The sequence below is a fragment of the Egibacteraceae bacterium genome, from assembly GCA_035540635.1.
Classification (GTDB): domain Bacteria; phylum Actinomycetota; class Nitriliruptoria; order Euzebyales; family Egibacteraceae; genus DATLGH01.
Map to the genome: position 1 here is coordinate 14657 of DATLGH010000002.1, position 16933 is coordinate 31589.

The 16933-nt window shown below is 73.6% G+C and carries 18 protein-coding genes; 8 read left to right on the forward strand and 10 right to left on the reverse strand.

Going from position 1 to position 16933, the window contains the following annotated elements; genetic code table 11:
* Nucleotides 1-72 precede the first annotated feature (72 nt).
* Both VM324_00145 and VM324_00150 read left to right on the forward strand, forming a co-directional pair.
* Complete coding sequence (locus tag VM324_00145) at nucleotides 73-408, forward strand: FGGY-family carbohydrate kinase (GenBank protein ID HVL97691.1); 336 nt, start codon at nucleotides 73-75, stop codon at nucleotides 406-408.
* Between the two features lie 360 nt (nucleotides 409-768).
* Nucleotides 769-1692 (forward strand): hypothetical protein, encoded by a 924-nt coding sequence (locus tag VM324_00150; GenBank protein HVL97692.1) that lies wholly within the window; start codon nucleotides 769-771, stop codon nucleotides 1690-1692.
* 90 nt (nucleotides 1693-1782) lie between these two features.
* Here VM324_00150 and VM324_00155 read toward each other — a convergent pair whose 3' ends face one another.
* Nucleotides 1783-3903: a choice-of-anchor B family protein gene (locus VM324_00155; GenBank protein ID HVL97693.1), complete on the reverse strand. Its 2121-nt coding sequence runs from the start codon at nucleotides 3901-3903 to the stop codon at nucleotides 1783-1785.
* 310 nt (nucleotides 3904-4213) lie between these two features.
* Between VM324_00155 and VM324_00160 the strand changes: the two genes are divergently transcribed.
* A complete protein-coding gene (locus VM324_00160; protein HVL97694.1) occupies nucleotides 4214-4456 on the forward strand; it encodes a hypothetical protein in 243 nt (80 codons plus the stop codon).
* A gap of 348 nt (nucleotides 4457-4804) precedes the next feature.
* Here the strand turns inward: VM324_00160 and VM324_00165 are convergent, their stop codons facing one another.
* The 5 genes from VM324_00165 to VM324_00185 form a co-directional block, all read right to left on the reverse strand.
* Nucleotides 4805-5101, reverse strand: coding sequence for a PA domain-containing protein (locus VM324_00165; protein HVL97695.1), 297 nt, complete (start codon nucleotides 5099-5101; stop codon nucleotides 4805-4807).
* Between the two features lie 81 nt (nucleotides 5102-5182).
* The gene (gene ligD / locus VM324_00170; protein HVL97696.1) at nucleotides 5183-6349 is read right to left on the reverse strand and encodes a non-homologous end-joining DNA ligase; all 1167 of its coding nucleotides are present in this window, start codon (nucleotides 6347-6349) and stop codon (nucleotides 5183-5185) included.
* Nucleotides 6350-6433: 84 nt separating this feature from the next.
* Entirely contained in the window at nucleotides 6434-6769 is a 336-nt protein-coding gene (locus tag VM324_00175; GenBank protein HVL97697.1) for a hypothetical protein, read from the reverse strand.
* A gap of 466 nt (nucleotides 6770-7235) precedes the next feature.
* A complete protein-coding gene (locus VM324_00180; protein HVL97698.1) occupies nucleotides 7236-8177 on the reverse strand; it encodes a glutaminase in 942 nt (313 codons plus the stop codon).
* A 616-nt stretch (nucleotides 8178-8793) separates the two neighbouring features.
* Complete coding sequence (locus tag VM324_00185; protein HVL97699.1) at nucleotides 8794-10764, reverse strand: glycerophosphodiester phosphodiesterase family protein; 1971 nt, start codon at nucleotides 10762-10764, stop codon at nucleotides 8794-8796.
* A 189-nt stretch (nucleotides 10765-10953) separates the two neighbouring features.
* Here VM324_00185 and VM324_00190 point away from each other — a divergent pair, with 189 nt between their 5' ends.
* Both VM324_00190 and VM324_00195 read left to right on the forward strand, forming a co-directional pair.
* Nucleotides 10954-11784 carry a PEP/pyruvate-binding domain-containing protein gene (locus tag VM324_00190; protein ID HVL97700.1) on the forward strand — a complete coding sequence of 277 codons (831 nt, stop codon included), beginning with the start codon at nucleotides 10954-10956 and terminating at the stop codon, nucleotides 11782-11784.
* 79 nt (nucleotides 11785-11863) lie between these two features.
* Entirely contained in the window at nucleotides 11864-12772 is a 909-nt protein-coding gene (locus VM324_00195) for an aminotransferase class V-fold PLP-dependent enzyme (GenBank protein HVL97701.1), read from the forward strand.
* 125 nt (nucleotides 12773-12897) lie between these two features.
* On the opposite strand, the gene VM324_00200 is transcribed toward VM324_00195, so the two are convergent.
* Nucleotides 12898-13227 (reverse strand): hypothetical protein, encoded by a 330-nt coding sequence (locus VM324_00200; GenBank protein ID HVL97702.1) that lies wholly within the window; start codon nucleotides 13225-13227, stop codon nucleotides 12898-12900.
* A gap of 93 nt (nucleotides 13228-13320) precedes the next feature.
* Nucleotides 13321-13509 (reverse strand): hypothetical protein, encoded by a 189-nt coding sequence (locus VM324_00205; GenBank protein HVL97703.1) that lies wholly within the window; start codon nucleotides 13507-13509, stop codon nucleotides 13321-13323.
* Between the two features lie 428 nt (nucleotides 13510-13937).
* Between VM324_00205 and VM324_00210 the strand changes: the two genes are divergently transcribed.
* Nucleotides 13938-14192: a hypothetical protein gene (locus VM324_00210; GenBank protein ID HVL97704.1), complete on the forward strand. Its 255-nt coding sequence runs from the start codon at nucleotides 13938-13940 to the stop codon at nucleotides 14190-14192.
* A 307-nt stretch (nucleotides 14193-14499) separates the two neighbouring features.
* Here VM324_00210 and VM324_00215 read toward each other — a convergent pair whose 3' ends face one another.
* A complete protein-coding gene (locus VM324_00215; protein ID HVL97705.1) occupies nucleotides 14500-14967 on the reverse strand; it encodes a hypothetical protein in 468 nt (155 codons plus the stop codon).
* Between the two features lie 159 nt (nucleotides 14968-15126).
* Here VM324_00215 and VM324_00220 point away from each other — a divergent pair, with 159 nt between their 5' ends.
* Nucleotides 15127-15990, forward strand: a complete 864-nt coding sequence (locus VM324_00220; GenBank protein HVL97706.1) for a hypothetical protein — start codon at nucleotides 15127-15129, stop codon at nucleotides 15988-15990.
* 19 nt (nucleotides 15991-16009) lie between these two features.
* On the opposite strand, the gene VM324_00225 is transcribed toward VM324_00220, so the two are convergent.
* Entirely contained in the window at nucleotides 16010-16630 is a 621-nt protein-coding gene (locus VM324_00225; protein ID HVL97707.1) for a DUF305 domain-containing protein, read from the reverse strand.
* A 100-nt stretch (nucleotides 16631-16730) separates the two neighbouring features.
* On the opposite strand from VM324_00225, the gene VM324_00230 reads away from it, so the two are divergent.
* On the forward strand, nucleotides 16731-16933 hold a 203-nt coding region (locus VM324_00230), incomplete at its 3' end, for a hypothetical protein (protein HVL97708.1).

The following is a 16933-nucleotide window of genomic DNA, read 5'->3' on the forward strand; positions in this document are numbered from 1 at the left end:
GCTGTACCGCGCCATCCTCGAGTCAACGGCGTTCGGGGTGCGCCACAACGTCGAGCTCATGGCCACTACGGGATGGTGCCGCGGCGGGTCGTGGCCGTCGGCGGGGGCACGCGGTCGGACCTGTGGCCCCAGATCGTGTCCGACGTCATCGGGCTGGACCAGGACGTGCCCCGCCACGCCGTCGGGGCCCCCTACGGCGACGCCATGCTCGCCGGCCTGGCCGCCGGCGTGGTCGGTGACGAGGTGCACGCATGGAACGAGTCCGTGCGCCGCATGGAGCCGACCCACGCGCACGCCGAAACCTACACCGAGGTCTACGGCGTCTACCGACGGCTGTACGAGAATGCCCGCGACGAGCTGCACACCCTGGCCTTTTTGCAGGGCGACACGCCTACCCGCGCCTGGTGAGGGCCTCACATCGGGATGCGGGTGGCCGCCTGGCAGGCCGCCTGCCTTCGACACCGGCATGAGGTCGAAAGGGCGACGAGGGCGTCGACTGGACCACACGCCGTGGCGCGGGCGGGCGCACGCGTCCCGAAAGGATCGGTCCGCTGCTCCGCGGCCCTCGGCCGAGGGCCGGGCGATGTTCGTGGGCCTCTGCGGGTCCGGCAGCTCGATCGCGGACAACCACCTCTTCCTCTCCTGAGAAGGATCGGCCCACGGCCTGCTCAGACGTTGCGGGTTGGGCCGTTCGGTGGGACAGTCGGTGGCGAAGGGCCACGCCGGCGCGAGCAGCGGCGAAGCGAGGGGGCCGCGGAGGTGACGGGCATGGACCTGTTGGCGGCAACCGCGGACGGTCTGTACAGGGTGGGCGAGGGCGGGGCGCCCGAGCGGCTCGCGGACGGCGACGTCATCACCGTCGCGGTGGAGCAGGGCGACGACACGGACGGCGGTGCGGTGGTCTGGGCGGTGAGCGGGGATACGACGCTGCTGCGGGGCACGCCCCACGCTGGCTTTGCGCCCGTCGCGACGTCCGAGCGAGCGCTGCGCTGCCTGCTGCCCTTGCCCGGCGGCGTGCTCGCCGGCACCGCCGAGGCCGGTCTCGTGCGCTTCGACGGCGAGCGGCTCGACGCAGTTGCCGGCTTCGCCCACGTGCCCGGCCGCGACGGCTGGTACACCCCGTGGGGCGGCCCGCCGGACACCCGGTCGCTCGCCGCAGACGCCGACGGTGTCTGGTACGCCGGCGTGCACGTCGGCGGTGTGCCCCGCTCCACCGACGAGGGACGGACGTGGGCGCCGACGATCGACGTCGACGCCGACGTGCACGAGGTTGCCACCGCCGACGGGCTCATGGTCGCCGCGGCCGCCTACGGGCTCGCGGTGAGCGACGACGGAGGCGCGACATGGGCGTGGCGCACCGACGGCCTCCACGCGCGCTACGCCCGCGCGGTCGCCGTCGCGGACGCCACCGTGCTCGTGTCCGTGTCCGATGGGCCCGATGGGCGCCAGGCTGCGCTCTACCGGGGCGGGCTCGGCCCGGACGGAGCGCTGACCCGCTGCGGCGAGGGGCTGCCCGAGTGGTTCACCGGCAACGTCGACACCGGCTGCCTCGCCGCCGTGGGCGCCTCGGTCGGCCTCGCCGACGGCGGCACGATCTACCGCTCCGCCGACGCGGGCCGCACCTGGGAGGTGCTCGCCGAGGGCCTGCCGGCGGTGCGGTGGCTCGCCGCACCAACGGCCGGCGTACGGTGACCCGCGCAGGGGCTACCGGCGGTGCGGTGACCGCGCGAGCCCGACTTCGGCCCCCGCCGGGGGCGGGCTCAGCCGCTGGGTGCCCGGGCTTCAGCGCCGGCTTCTGCGCACGCCGATCTCGACGTCGGACCCGGTGATCTGCGTCTCTCCCACGGACGTCGCGGGAACCGTCACGGTGTGGCGGCCCCCGTCGCCGGCGGCGGGCGGTGGAGGCGCCTCGGGGAGCGGGCCGCCACCGCCGAGGACGTCGTCGACCGTCCCCGCCGCCTCGTCGAGGGGCCCTCCGAGGCCGAGCGCGTCGTCCTCGCCGGGGTCAGGCTCGGCATCCGCGGGCGCTCCGGGAGGCGGCGCGGCGCCCGCGGCGGGCGCCGGTTTGAGGCGGTCGCGCGCATCGTCGTTGAGTCGCAGCAGGAACAGCCCCTCGTCGATGCCGCTCACCGCGATCGTGCCGGAGGCGAAGTAGGGGTAGTTCGACCAAGTGCCCTCGAAGGTCGGCTCGCCATGCGCCGGGAAGGTGTCGAAGAACCCGATCGGCTCGAGGCGAGGGTCGGCGGGGTCGCCGACGAACGCGGTGTCGAGCACCCGCAGCCCGCTCGTGTAGTTCGACTGGTAGACGAGCCGGCCCTGAATGTAGTTGTTGTGGGTGATCGAGCGGGTGTCGTGGCTGTGCGCGAAGTGGAAGGTCGGGTTTTCGAGGTCGCGCACGTCGAGCACGACCGTGCGGGTGTTGATCTCGAACTTCGTCTCGTCCATCTCGTCGTTCACGAGCAGGTAGGACTGGTCCTCGGTGAGCCAGCCCTGGTGGGTGTAGCCGATCATCGGGTAGTCGGTCATCCCGAGCGTCACGGGGTTGAGCTTGTCGGTGACGTCGGCGATGACGACCTTGTTCTCCGCGGAGTTGAAGCAGATCTCCCGGCCGGTGTAGCGGGTGTCCGGCCCGTCGTAGACGACGCACTGGGTGTCGTGGACGTAGGCGGCCGGGGACAGCTCCTCGGCCGGCTCCCCGACCGTGCGCGCGAGGGTGCCGGGGCCGCCCTCCTCGAGGTAGCACCCGGCGAACACCGGCGTCTCCGGCGAGGAGATGTCGACCATGTGCAATCCCGACAGGCACTGGTCGGGCACGACGATCGCGGCGTTGCCGCCGACGATGTAGGCATAGCCGGTGGCGGTGTTGATCTCGACGTTGTGCGCCGCGGCCGGCAGCGGGTAGAAGCCGTCCTCCGTCCACACCTGCGGCTCGTCGACGTCGCGCAGCCGCGTGAGGTCGAAGACCTTCATGCCGTGGGGCTGGGACTCGCTGACGATGAAGGCGTGGTTGTCGTACACCTTGATGTCGTGCCAGATCTGGTGCAGCAGGGCGCGGTTGGGCAGCTCGCCGAGGTAGACGGGGTTCGTGGGATCGGTGATCCGGAAGAACCCGACGCCGTTGGTCTTGCCGATGATGACGTACTCGTCGCCGCTGTCGGGGTCGGTCCAGCCCCACAGGTCGCTCGCGCCGCCGCGCAGCGCCTGGCGGATGTCCACCTGGCCCCGGAACTCCTCGAGCGGCACGAACGAGAGCAGGTCGACGCCGTCACAGTCGAACACGGCGGCCTTGCCGTCGACACACGCCACGTTCGACAGCCGCTCGGGGGGCAGCTCCACCGGCTCCTGCGTCGACGTGAGCGTCACGTTCACCGGCGTGCCGCCCACGACCGCGTCGCGGATCGGCGCGCCGTCGCTGTGGCGCAGCTCGAGCCCCGGAATGCCCGAGCCGGCGGCGCTTCCCGGGGACACGTCGTCGTTGTAGCGAACCTGCACGAGCCCGATGGCCCCGGCCTGCTCGGCCGACTGCATCTTCTGCGCGAACGTGAACGCCGGGCACAGGTCGGCGGGGCCCCGGCCTTCCGAGTGGTCGACGAGGGCGATCCTGCCCGCGACGTCCACGCCGGCGTAGCTCGCAGGACTGCACCCGGTGCCGGCGTAGACGAGGTCAGCGGTCTGGTCGTCCACCTCCGGGGTCCCGTCCCAGTGGACGGCCCGGAGGAAGCCGGCCAGGGTCTCGGGGGTGTTCACCCTGACGCCGACACCGCCGGCGGGGTCCTCCGGCTGGCCGTGCTCATGCCTACCGGGATGGGCCGCGGTGGTCCCGACCATCCCGACCGCGACCAGTCCCGCCGCCAAGCCCACGGCGACGACGCGGCGCGAGATCATCGAGGTGCTCCTGGCCATGGCCACTCCTCCGGTAGCTGCCTGCATCGTTCGGTCACCGCTGCCCGGCAGTCGAGGGTACCGACCCGGCCAGACGGGCGCTCACCCCTGATATTCGCCGTCCCACCATGCGGCCCCTGCCCGAGCCTCGCGGATGCGCCCGGCCCGTTAACTTTCCCGCGCCCGCGCGGGAATCCTCGCCCCGCCCACCCGCAGCCGACTGTGGCGCCCGCACTGCGCAACGCCGGCGGCGACCTCGGCGTGGGGCTGCGGGATGACGCTAGCCTGCGCGGGGAAAGACGCCTGTCCACCACGACGAAGGCCCCGCCTCATGTCCCCGCGCAAGCTGATCTTCTACTCGACCACCGGACCCGACGCGGACAACGCCGCGTGGCGGGCCTTCACGATGGCCGCGGGTGCCGTCAAGCACGGCCTGGACTGCGAGGTGGTCCTCGCCGGCCCCGCGACGGGCATCATGCGGCGCGACGCACGCAGCCGCATCCAGGGGCGCCAGCGGGAGGCGTTCGAAACGGTCCAGGCCGCGAGGGTGCCGATCTACCTGTCGCCAGGGTGAGCGGAGTACCGCGGGGTGTCCGGTTCGGACCTCGAGGAGACCAACGCCCAGCTGCGTGGCACCGACGAGATGCTGCTCGACCTGGCCGCCGGCGCCCAGCTCGTTCCCTGCTGAAGTCGGGACGGGGGCCTGCTTTCCGGGTTCACCGGCGGGCGACGCGCGGGTCGAGGATGTCGCGCAGCCCGTCGCCGAGCAGGTTGAAGCCCAGTACCGCCAGGAAAGATAAAGATCACGGTGCCCGGGTAGACCATGAGCTCCGGGGCGCGGCGCAGGTAGCGCTGCGCCTCGGCGAGCATGGCGCTTCGCTTCTCGCGGGCGGTCTGCCGCGTGACGGGTGTCGGGACTGCGTCACCTGAGCGATGACGCAGTCCCGACACCGAGCGACGACAGGTCGGTAGAGCGCGATGCGGTCGAGCTCGCCTGGCTGAGGCTCGCGACGTAGCGGGTGGAGCCGATGAGCCCCGACTCCTCTGCGCTCCACCACGCGAGCCGGACGGTGTTGCGCGGCTTCGCCGTTGTCGTCTTGATGCGGAAGGTGCAGGTGCCGCGCGAGACGACTGCGATGCTGCCGGTGGGGAATGCCGCGAAGTCCGCCGCAGCGCAGCCGAGGGCGGACCCGGACGGCGTTGCGAGGGGAGCGGTCACGGCACCGGAGCCCGAGAAGGCGAAATCCGTGCGAAACCGTGGGGAGGACCGTCGCGGGACCCGCTCGAAGCCCCCGCCGGCCTACTCCGCAGGCGGGCGGCGCGCGCGGCTCGGCGCGACCCGCGGCGGCTCGTCGGGCATCTTGGGGTAGACCGGCGGCCACGGCGCGTCCGGCAGGCCGTTCGCGCGGTCGCGCTCGTGCAGCTCGAGCAGCGGGTCCAGCGACTGCGCGGCGATGTCGCCCCACGGGTCGCCGTCGCGGGCGACGCGCTCGGGCACCGTCGCGATGGACAGCTCGTCGGGGTCGATGGTGTCGAGCTCCTCCCAGCGGAAAGGCGTCGACACCTGCGCGCCGGGGCGCGCCCGCACGCTCCACGCGCCGAACACCGTCTTGTGCGGCGCGTTCTGGTTGAAGTCGACGAACACGCGCTCGCCGCGCTCCTCCTTCCACCACGCGGCGGTGAGGAGCGCGGGGTGGCGGCGCTCGAGCTCGCGCGCGAGCGCGACGGCCGCCGCGCGGACCGCGTAGGAGTCCCAGCGCGGCTGCAGCCGCAAGTACACGTGCACCCCGCGGCCACCCGTCGTCTTCGGGTGGCCGGTCAGACCGAGTTCCTCGAGCAGTGCCCGGACCGCGTGCGCCGCCTCGCGCACCATCGTGAACGCCACCCCTGGCTGGGGGTCGAGGTCGATTCGCAGCTCGTCGGCGTGGTCGGGGTCGGCGGCGAGGAACGGCCAGACGTGGAATCCGAGGCACCCGATGTTCACCGCCCACACCACATGGGCGAGGTCGGCGGCGACGAGCGCGCGCGACGGCGTGCCGTTGACCGTCGTGACGACGGTGGTCTGCAGCCACGGCGGCGCCGTCTTGGGGACGCGTTTCTGGAAGAACGACGAGCCGGCCGCACCGTCGGGGAAGCGCTGCAGCAGCACGGGGCGCCCGCCCATGGCGGCGAGCAGCGGCTCGCGCACGGCCTGGTAGTAGCGGACGAGGTCGAGCTTCGTCTCGCCGCGCTCGGCGAAGAACACCTTGTCGGGATGCGAGACCGCGACCTGGTGTCCGTCCAGGTCGAGCACCACCTCGCTGCGCTGCGCCACGCCGGGGACTCTACGCCCCACGTCACGGGCCGGCCGTGCCCGCCCGGCAGCGCGTTCGAGGTGCGGCTGCGGCGCGGTCGGCGCTTCGTCGTGCGGGTGGCCGACGGCGGCGTGCGGGTCGAGCCGGCCCCCGCCGGCCCCGTCGCCTGCCACGTGTCACCGACCCGTGACGACGGCACGAACGCGGCGGCGCCCCGGCCAGCAAAGCCGGCCGGGGCGCCGCCGCGTTCGCTCGACCTACTCGCCGCCGAGGAAGAACGCCTCGAGCTCCGCGCAGTTGTTCCACGGCGTGTGGGGCGGCAGCACGGGCACGACGACGTTGCCGGCCTGCCACTGGGCCTCACCCGCACGGCCCGTGTGCAGGTTGGCGTGGTGCGCGTGCAGCGGCACCGCGCGCCCGTTCGCCAGCTCGTGGCACTTCCTCCAGCCGGTCGGCCACTCGCCGCTCTCGTCGAGCTGCAGCCCGATCACGTGCAGATGCGCGTGAGGGGGCACCTCGTTCGACAGCGCCGGACCGACGAGCATCGCCCCGAGCATCCCCGCCACAACGGCCAGCACGAACAGTCGCTTCATGATCATCCCTTCCCCCCGGGCGTGCCAGAACCCTCCGCCTTCCGCCAAATTCCCGCGGCAAAGGCGGCGTGCGCTCGACCCACGCCCTGTCAGCTTGGCCCCGCAGGGTGTTGCGGGCAGGGACAGCATGCCGGACAGCCCGCCGCCGCGCACGGGAGCCACCCGGCCAACCCGCGCGCGTGGTAGCGGCGACGTCGGGTGGTGCGAGCACCCCCCGGCAGGCAGGTGCGGTCCCAGGCCCCGACAGGGCGGCGGCGCCTTCTTGCGCCCTCGCGACCGGCACGCCGATAGCGGACGAGGTCGAGCTTCGTCTCGCCCCGCCCGGCGAAGAAGACCTTTTCCGGATGTGAGACGGCGACGTGCTGTCCGTCCAAGTCGAGCACCACCTCGCTGCGCTGCGCCACGCCGGGGACTCTACGCTCCCGCGCCCCGGGCCGGGCGGGCCCGCCCGGGCGGGTCCGCCGCGTCAGAAGATCGACAGGTCGAGGCGCTCGACGAGCTCGTGCAGCGCGACCCGGCCGGCGCGCGAGTTGCCCGACGCGTCGAGCGGCGGCGACCAGACGCACACCGCCCCGAGTCCGCGAATCAGTCCGATGATCCCCCCCGCGACCCCGCTCTTGCAGGGTATGCCGACGTCGAAGGCGAACTGGCCGGCGTTGTCGTAGGTGCCGCAGGTCAGCATGATCGCGGCGACCCGGCGGGCCGGCTCCGCGCTGAGAATCCGCTTGTCGGTGGCGGGGTCGACACCGTCGTTGGCGAGGAACCGCCCGGCCCTGGCGAGCTGGCGGGCGGTCATGGTGATCGCGCAGTGGCGCACGTAGACGTCGAGCACCTCGTCGACCGTCGAGGTGAGGTTGCCGAAGGACGACATGAGGAACGCCATCGAACGGTTGCGGTGCCCGCTGCGCCCTTCCTGGCGGACGATCGCCTCGTCGATGCCGATGTCCCCGCCGGCGAGTTCGGTGAGCAGCTCGGTGATGTCGGCGGACGGGTCGCCGCAGTGGTCGAGCAGGACGTCATCGACGATGAGCGCCCCCGCGTTGATCATGGGGTTGCGCGGCTTGCCGCGCTCGTGCTCGAGCTGGACGAGCGAGTTGAACGGGTCGCCGGACGGCTCGACCCCGACCCGCTCCCACAGCTCCGTGCCGACCCCCTTGGCTTCGTCGGCCTTCTGCATCGCGACGACGAGCGAGAACACCTTCGAGATGCTCTGGATCGCGAACGGCTCGTCGGCGTCGCCGACGGCGTGCTCCGTGCCGTCGTTCTCGACGAGCGCGAGGCCGAACCGCTCGGGGTCCTGGTCGGCCATCGCCTTGATGTAGTCGGCGACCTTGCCCTCCCTCGCCGCCGGTCGCGCGACCTCGGCGATGTCGGCGAGGAGCTCGTCGAGGTCGACGTCGCGTCGCATGCAGGAACCCTTTGCTCGGCAGCGGTCGAGGGGGTTCTTCCCATGCGGGCACGCTGCCGTAACCCCGACCGATGCAGGGGCGGTGGGGGTCAGGTGCGGAAGGCGACCGGGTCGGCTGCCTGGGCTGCGTGCTCGTGACGGTGATCGGTTCGCTCGTCCTCCTCGCGCTGCTGCGCTCCTGCTCCTGACCGGGCGCCGCTACGCGGGGCCGGCCGTCCGCGGCCGGATGTTCTGGTTCATGCGAAACCACGTTGTCCGGGTCCCACGCCGTCTTCACGTCGATCAGCCGGTCCCACGTCGCAGGGCCGTACGCGGCGCGGACGCGGTCCTCGCCCTCCTCCCCGAGGTGGTTGACGTACACGCCCACCTCGCCGAGCACGAGGGGGTTGAGGTCCGGTGGCGGGCCCGCCGACCGCCACGCGGGGACGAGGGCGCCGAGAGCGGGCAGGAACGGGCCAAGGGCGGGGGTCTCGGGCAGCGGGTCGCGGCTCGCGACGAGGAGCGCCTCGCGCAGCGGGCGGTAGGGCACGCCGGAGCTCGGTGTCGCGCCCGACAAGCGTCACCACGTCCTCCCCAACGTCGAGCACTGTACCCGCCGGCGCGCCGCGGCCGGGCGTCACCCGACGGCGACCGGGGTGCGCGGCACCGGGGGGTCGGCGGTGAACGCCGGGTCGCCGGCCGCGAGCCCGAGGCGTACGAACAGGACCGGGGCGACCCCGCCCGCCCACATCCCGACGGCGGCGTAGCGCAGGTAGCGGTAGGCGAGGGCGATCGGGTCCTCGCCGCCGGGGAAGAGCTCGCCGAGCCCGAACCACAGGGCGACGACGCCGACCAGCCCGACGGGGACGCGCAAAGCGCGCTTCCACACGGGGCCGTCGGTGGTGAACCCCCCACGGTTGCGGAGGAACACGAGGCCCGCCGCCACCCCGAACAGGGTGGCGGCGGGGGTGACGACCCTGCTTGTCTGCATCGGGTGGTGGAGCGGGTCGACGCCGATCCACCGGGCGGGCAGCGCCCAGCCGACGAACGCGACCCGCACGAGCACGGCCAGGGCGATGAGGCCGAGCGAGGCGGCGAAGGCGAGCCTCAGCTGGCGGCGTGGGTCGAGCGCAGCGACGCGTGCGGTCACCGTCTCGCGCCACCTCAGGTAGGCGGCGAGCAGCACCGCGCCGACGACCCACCCGACGATCGTGTCGACGGGGAAGTGCACGCCGAGCTGCAGCCGGGAGACGCCCAGCAGCGCCATGAGCACCACCGCGGCGGCCCACGCCCACCAGCGGCGGATCGCGGCGGCGAGGTAGCCCCAGACGACCACGGCGTTCTGGGCGTGCCCGGACGGCACGCCGAAGGTCGACTCGGCGCGCAGGGCGAGCGAGGGGTCGAGGAACGACGGGCGCGGTGTCCGCGCGGCGAGCTTGGCGATCTCGTTCAGCGACGCGGACAGCAGGAAGAGCACGGCGAGCTGGATGCCGACCGCGCGGTGCACCGACCACAGCACCATGGGGAAGACGAGGACGTAGAACTCCTCGTCGCCGAGCCACGTGACCGCCGCCATCACCGGCGTGAGCCAATCCAGGCGGTCCTGCAGGCGCTGGACGAAGCCGAGGCGCGGATGCAGGCCTGGGTCGGCGCGCTCGAAGGCGGCGGCGGCACGTTCGGCGAGGACCTCCCCGAAGCGGTCGGGGTAGTCGGTGAGGATCCCGTGGACGCCGAGGTTGAGCAGCCGGTGCATCTCCTCGGGCTCGTTGATCGTCCAGACGTTGACGTCGATGCCGCGGTGCTCGGCGGCCCGGACGAACCCCGGCGTGACGACGGGGAAGGCCTCCCACGCGATCGGGTTCGTGAGGTCCCACGTCGTCGGGACCTTCAGGAACTCCCACGGCGGGGTCCACCAGCGGTGCGCGCCGACGAGCTGGAGGACGACGAAGGTGAACCCCTCGGACTCGGGCAGGTTCGTGGGGATCCCGGGGATCGCCTCGCGGAGTCCGAGGAGCAGGTCGCGGTCGAACGACGCGACGACGGTGCGGCGCTGCCGCCCGTGGGCCTCGATGAGGGCGACGAGGGCGGGCAGGATCTCCGGTCCGCTGTCGGGCTTCATCTCGAGCAGCAGCCACTCGTCGGGAAAGGCGTCGAAGACCTCCGCGAGGGTCGGTACCTCGACACCCTGCCCGACGAAGGGATAGTCGCCGTGCGGGCCGGGGAAGTCGTGGCCGGCCTCGAGCGCCTTGATCTCGGCGAGGGTGAGGTCACGGACGCGACCGGTGCCGCCGGTCGTGCGGTCGACGGTCGCGTCGTGCATCAAGACGACGACGTCGTCGGCGGTGAGCTGGAGGTCCATCTCCAGCACGTCGGCGCCGAGCTCCACCGCCCGGGTGAACGCCGGCATGGTGTTCTCCGGCGCGTGCCCCTGGGCGCCGGCGTGGGCGATGTTGACCGGGGCGCGCTCGACGAAGTGCGGGATCCGCTCGGTCGGGGCGGCCTGCAGCAGCGCGGCGACGGCCGCCCCGGCGAGGAGCACGACCACGGTGAACCAGCCGCGGCGGCGGGGCGGCGGTCGGTCGCTCCCTGCGGTCGGTGTGGCAGCCATCGCATGCCTCGCGTTGCGGCGGAGTGGCGTGAAGGGCACGGTAGCAACCGTCGTCGCGGGACGCGGTCGGCGCCGTGCCGGCGAGGTCGCCCGGCCACTTGACCACCGTCGCCGGGGCGGTGGCATGCTGCCCGCCATGGTGGGAGCCGAACGGATGCGGCACGCCGGCGCCGGAGCGCCGGGCCGGCGGTGACCGTCGTGGCGCTGGCCGACGCCGTCGACGAGGCAACCTTCGGCGGCAAGGCCGCGCAGCTCGCGGTCGCGCTCCGCCGCGGCCTGCCCGCCCCGCCCGGCGTCGCCGTTCCCGCCGAGACGGCGGCGCGGATCGCCGCCGGCGACGCCAGCGCGCGGGCGGCGCTCACTCATGCGCTCGCCTCGTACGGCGGGCAGCGCTTCGCCGTCCGCTCCTCCGCCGTCGGCGAGGACTCCGCGGCGGCGAGCTTCGCCGGCCAGCACCGGACCCTCCTCAACGTCGCCCGGGCCGGCGTTCCCGACGCGGTCGGCGACGTCTGGCGCTTTGCGGCCGAGGAGCCGGCGACCGGCTACCGCGACCGCATGGGCCTCACAGGCGATCCAGGCGGGGTGGGTGTCGTCGTGCAGGTGCTCGTGGACGCCGACGTCGCCGGCGTGCTGTTCACCCGCCACCCCGTCACCGGCGCCGACGAGCGCGTCGTCGAAGCGAGCTGGGGGCTCGGGGAGGCCGTCGTGGCCGGGCACGTCGTGCCCGACGGGTTCCGGCTCACCCGTGGGGGCGTCGTCGTGGAGCAGCGCGCCGGCGTGAAGGACGTGCGCGTCGCGCTCGACGAGGACGGCGGCACGGTCACCCTCCCCATCGACGCCGACACGGCCCGGCTCCTGTGCCTCGACGAGGCTGCCCTCGCCCGGCTCGCCGACCTCGCGGACGCGTGCGAGGAGGCCTTCGGCGGGCCGCGCGACATCGAGTGGGCCTTCGCCTCGGGACAGCTGTGGCTGTTGCAGGCAAGACCGATGACCGCCTATCCCCCGGAGGTACCGCGATGACGAGCGACCTGCGCCGCCTGCTCGCGCGCCGCCGCACCGGGCTTGGTGGTGGCGAACGCCCGCCGCCGCGCGCCATCACCTGCTCGCCGCGCAGGGTTCGGACGTCGAGGCCGACGGGCTCTTCGCAGCCCCTGCGGTCACCGTCGTCGTCGGCGAGGAGCGCCACGCCTCGCTCGACCGGGCGCTGCGACTGCTCGGTCTCGGGCAGCGCCGCGTCACGGTCGTGCCCGCCGACGGGCAGGGCCGCATGCGCGCCACGGCCCTGCGGGGGCTTCTCAACGGGCAGCCCACGATTGTCTGCGCCCAGGCCGGCAACGTGAACACCGGCGCGTTCGACCCGCTGCGCGAGGTCTGCGAGGCCGCGCACGACCGTGGCGCCTGGGTGCACGTAGACGGGGCGTTCGGGCTGTGGGCCGCCGCCGCCCCGTCGCTGCGTCACCTGACCGACGGCGCGGAGGGGGCCGACTCGTGGGCGACCGACGCCCACAAGTGGCTGAACGTCCCCTACGACTGCGGCATCGTCTTCTGCGCGCATCCCGACAGCCACCGGACGGCCATGACGCTGTCGGCGGCCTACCTCGCCCGCACCGGCAGCCGCGACGGGGTCGACTGGACCGCCGAGAGCTCCCGGCGCGCCCGGGTCTTCCCCGTGTGGGCGGCGCTGCGCAGCCTCGGCCGGGCCGGCGTCACCGACCTCGTCGAGCGCTGCTGCGCCCACGCCCGCCGCTTCGCCGCGATACTCGCCACCGACCGCGAGGTCGCCTTGCTCAACGAGGTGGTGCTCAACCAGGTGCTCGTCCGCGTCGGCGGCGACGACGACCGCACCCGCGCCGTCGCCGCGGCGGTGCAGGCGGAGGGTCTTGCCTGGCTCGGCACGACCGTGTGGCAGGGCCGGGTGGCGCTGCGGGTGAGCGTGTCGGACCAGGCCACCGACGACGCCGCCGTCACCGCCGCCGCGGACGCGGTCCTGCGAGCGGCCCGCGCCTGAGCCGCTCCTCGACCACCTCACCGACAGCTACCTGTTCCCGTTCCGCGGCCACTGGTTCCCCTCGGCGAAACTGGGTGGGGGGTGCGACCGCACGAGTCCTGCCCGCCCGGCCGCTCCCGGTGGCGTCAGCCCCGCGGGTCGCTTCGATCGCCGCCTCCGTCTCGGGGGTGAGGCGCAGCGCGGCCACCGGCGACGACGAGCTGGGTGGGCCGCATGCGGCGGAGCTCCGCCTCGACGCGCGGCGGCAGCTGAGCGGGCCGCACGATGAGCACCGGACCGCCGAGCTTCGCGGCGTCGCTGTCGATGCGCAGGATCCGGTTGCGGTTCTGCGCGACGAGCTTCTGGATGTACAGGCGGCCGCTCGTGTCGCTGGCGGTCGCCGCCCCGCCGTCGCCGCTGACCGTGAACGTGTAGTCGCGGCCGCGCGAACAGCCGGCGGGCTGACTTGTCGCCACGGTCACGCCGGAGACGGCGGCGTCTACGGAAGGGGTCCGACCGGCCAGGCGTGGCGGGCGAGCGGACAGGCGCCGGGCGGGCCGGCGACCGGGCTACACCATGACGTCGCGGCGGTCGAAGGTGGCGAGCCCCACGAGCGCGGCGAGCACCGGCACGGCCGCGAGCAGCGCGAGTCCGCCCGGGTCGAACCCCTCCGCGAGCGGGTTGGGGTCGAGGTACCACGAGAACGGCGACACCGCCGTCACCCAGTCCGCGCCGACCGTCGGGCCGACCGCGTCCAAGACGAACGCGACGACGGCCAGCCCGGCGGCGCGGCGAGCGCGTGCGTCCGCCGGCCGGTGGCGGCGCCGACGGCCATGGCGAGCGTGCCGAAGCCGAGGGCGAGCAGCAGCCCGCTGCCGCCGCGAGGATCTGCGTCGCGCCGATCTCCATGTCCACCTCCTCGGTGACGAGCTCGTCGGCGGGCACGCGGTAGAAGTCGAGGAAGTGGTCCTCGAGCTCGCGGTCCGCGGCCGACCACGCCACGACGCGGTAGCCGGCTGCGGCCTTCAGCAGCGCGTCGGGCTCGCTGCACAGGCAGCGCAGCGTCGCCCCCTGCACCCCCTCGTCGGCCCAGGGGTGCCCGCGACGCCGTGGACTCCCTGCAGACCGGCGAACCGGCCGGCGTCGACCGGCTCTCGGCGAAGCGCAGCTCCACGGTCTGGCCGGCATGGTGGCGCAGGGCGCGCACGTCGTCGCAGTCACTGGCCTCGACGACCAGGTCGAGGAACCCCCGCTGGAGCAGTGGGTCGAGCCCGCTTGTCGGCTCGTCGAGGATGAGCAGCTCCGGACGGTGCATGAACGCCTGCACGACGCCGACCTTCTGCTTGTTGCCCTTCGACAACCCGCGGATGGGCCGGTCGAGGTTGAGGTCGAAGCGCTCAGCGAGGGGTCCGATCCGGTCGGTGCCCGCGCCGCCGCGTAGCCGCGCGAGGCGGGCGAGGAGCTGCCCGCCGGTCGTGCGCCCGCCATCGCCCGCTCCCCCGGCAGGTAGCCGATCCGCGAGCGCAGCGCCGGCCCGCCGGCCCGCGGCGTCACGCCGAAGACCTCGGCCCGACCGGCGGTGGGGCGCAGGAGGTCGAGCAGGACGCGAATGGCGGTCGAATTGCCGGCGCCGTTCGGGCCGAGGAAGCCGAACACCTCGCCGTCGTGGATCTTGAGGTCCACGCCGGCGAGCGCGCGGACCTTGCCGTAGTCCTTGACGAGGCCCTCCGTGCGGAGGACGACGCCGGTCATGATCCCTCCCGCACGGCTCCCGAGGTCGTGCGGGGCGAACGCCGCCCGCAGCTGCCCGGACGCCGCCTCGGTGAGCAGCCCGGCGCTGAACAGCTCGAGCGCGGGGGCGAAGTACGCGCCCGCGGCCGCGACCTCGTCGGGGGAGCGAGGTCCACCCCGAGGAGCCGCTGCAGGTGGTCGTGGAGGACGAGGGCGCCCTGCGACCACATCGTGAGCACGACGGCCCGCTCGTAGCGGTAGTCGCTCGGGCGCAGCACCCCCGTTCGCACCCCCTCGGCCATGTAGCCCTCCGCGTCGGTCACCATCTCGTCGACGAGCGCCGCCACGTGCGGCGAGCCGTCGACGAGCGTGCGCGCGAGGTAGGCGAGCAGGGGCGGCCCGGGCTGGGTCTCCCGCAGCGCGGCGACGGGGTCGAGACCGGGCCCGGCGGCGCTGCTTCGACTGCCGAAGGACCTTCGCTTCAGACATCCCCGCGTGCCGGTGCTGGCGTGACGGCAAGCCTACGCCCGCGCGGCTTCCGGCGCCGGCAGGCGGCTGCCGTGCCGGCCCCCCCGCCTATCATCGGATGTCCGGGGCGAGCGTCGCCCCGCGGCGGAGACGTGGTGGTGGATATGCGGTGGAGCGTGTGCTGCGGTGTGCTTGGCCTGCTGCTCATGGCCGCCTGCGGGGACGGGGGCCAGGTAGCGCCGGGCGACCGGTTGCCGGCCACCCCGCTGCCCGCGGACGAGGATCCCGGGCTCGTCCACGTGCACGGGCTCGGCGTGAACCCCGCGGACGGCCTCGTGTACGCCGCGACGCACTTCGGTCTGTGGCGCCTCACCGAGCACGGCGAGCCCGAGCGGGTCGGCGAGGCGGCCCACGACCTCATGGGCTTCACCGTCGTCGGCCCTGACCACTTCCAGGCGAGCGGACACCCCGCCGTCGTCGAGAAACTGCCCCCGCTTCTCGGGCTCATCGAGTCGACCGACGGCGGGCAGACCTGGCGGAGCGTGTCACTGCTCGGCGAGGTCGACTTCCACGCGTTGCGCGCCGCTCACGACCGGGTCTACGGGTGGAACGCGACCGACGGCGCGTTCATGGTGAGCGAGGACGGCCTCGACTGGCAGCGGCGCAGCGCCGCGCCACTCGCCGACTTCGTCGTCGACCCCGAGGACCCCGACGCGATACTCGCCACCGTCGTCGCGTCGCTCGACGAGGCCCGGCTCGTGCGCAGCTCCGACGGCGGCCGATCGTGGGCGGACGTCGACGGGCCGGCCCTGGCACTGCTCGCGTGGGAACGCACCGCGCGGCTGTGGGGCGTCGGCCTCGACGGACGTGTGTGGCACAGCGGCGACGGGGGCGGCTCCTGGGACGAGGTCGGCCTGCTCGAGGGCCGCCCCGAGGCGCTGCTCGACAGCGGCGACGACCTCTACGCCGCGGCGGGTGGCGCGATCCTGCGGTCAGCCGACGCCGGTGCCACGTGGCGGGAGCTGCACCGCAGCCACTAGGCCGCGAGCCGGCGGGGGGTCAGCGGGCTTCGCTGCCCCACTCCCCGCGCCACGCGGTCATCTGGTCGATCTCGGCCTGCTGCTCGGCGATGATGCCCTCGGCAAGCTGGCCGACCCCGGGGTTCTCGCCACCCTCGATGACCCGCTCGGCGGCGACGATGGCGCCTTCGTGGTGCGCGACCATCATGTCGAGGAACAGCAGGTCGAACTCGGTGCCCTGAAGGCCCGCGAGCCGGGTCATGTCCTCCTCGCGCATCATCCCCTCCATCCCCTCCATGTCCTCCATCGTCCCGGTGTCGTCCATCTCTTCCATGTCGTGGCCTTCGCGCTCGTCACTGGCGCCGGCCTCAGCGAGCATCCGCTCCATCTCGGCAATCTCGGCCTGCTGGGAGGCAACGATGTCCTCGGCGAGCTGAATGAGCTCCGTGCGCTCGGTCCGGTCGGGGACGAGCTCGGCCATCTCCACCGCCTGCTCGTGATGCGGGATCATCTGCTGGAGGAAGGTGATGTCGGCGTCGTTGTAGCCGGCGTGCGTGCCCGGCTCCTCGTCTCCCGTGGTGACGTCGGCTCCGCCGTTGCAGGCCGCCGCGAGCAGGGCCAGCGCGCACAGGAGGAGGGGCAGGACACGGAAGCGCTCCATCGCAGTGCTCCTTCGGTTCCGGACATCCCGACCAGTTGTGCTGGGCGGCCATTGCGTTCGGGGCTGTGCGGGCAGTCCCGAAGCGCCTACCCTAGCCCGCATGCGCCCTCGACTCTTGCTGCTGCCTGCGCTTGCGCTGTCCCTGTTGTCCACCTGTACGGGCACGCCCGACAGCGCGGTCACGGCCGCCACCGGCCTGCGGGCGCCGGGTGACGCCGACGGGCAGGACGCAGTCGACGCCACCGACATCGCCGCCACCCCCGACGCCACCCAAGTCCCGGAAGCCGCCGAAGGCGCCCCACC

What these genes read in the sequence shown, in the direction of transcription:
- VM324_00155 (HVL97693.1), bottom strand. Translation starts at nt 3,903, where the DNA reads ATGGCCAGGAGCACCTCGATGATCTCGCGCCGCGTCGTCGCCGTGGGC.
- VM324_00175 (HVL97697.1), bottom strand. Translation starts at nt 6,769, where the DNA reads ATGAAGCGACTGTTCGTGCTGGCCGTTGTGGCGGGGATGCTCGGGGCG.
- VM324_00225 (HVL97707.1), bottom strand. Translation starts at nt 16,630, where the DNA reads ATGGAGCGCTTCCGTGTCCTGCCCCTCCTCCTGTGCGCGCTGGCCCTG.
- VM324_00185 (HVL97699.1), bottom strand. Translation starts at nt 10,764, where the DNA reads ATGGCTGCCACACCGACCGCAGGGAGCGACCGACCGCCGCCCCGCCGC.
- VM324_00210 (HVL97704.1), top strand. Translation starts at nt 13,938, where the DNA reads ATGGTGGCGCAGGGCGCGCACGTCGTCGCAGTCACTGGCCTCGACGAC.
- VM324_00180 (HVL97698.1), bottom strand. Translation starts at nt 8,177, where the DNA reads ATGCGACGCGACGTCGACCTCGACGAGCTCCTCGCCGACATCGCCGAG.
- VM324_00145 (HVL97691.1), top strand. Translation starts at nt 73, where the DNA reads ATGGTGCCGCGGCGGGTCGTGGCCGTCGGCGGGGGCACGCGGTCGGAC.
- VM324_00150 (HVL97692.1), top strand. Translation starts at nt 769, where the DNA reads ATGGACCTGTTGGCGGCAACCGCGGACGGTCTGTACAGGGTGGGCGAG.
- VM324_00160 (HVL97694.1), top strand. Translation starts at nt 4,214, where the DNA reads ATGTCCCCGCGCAAGCTGATCTTCTACTCGACCACCGGACCCGACGCG.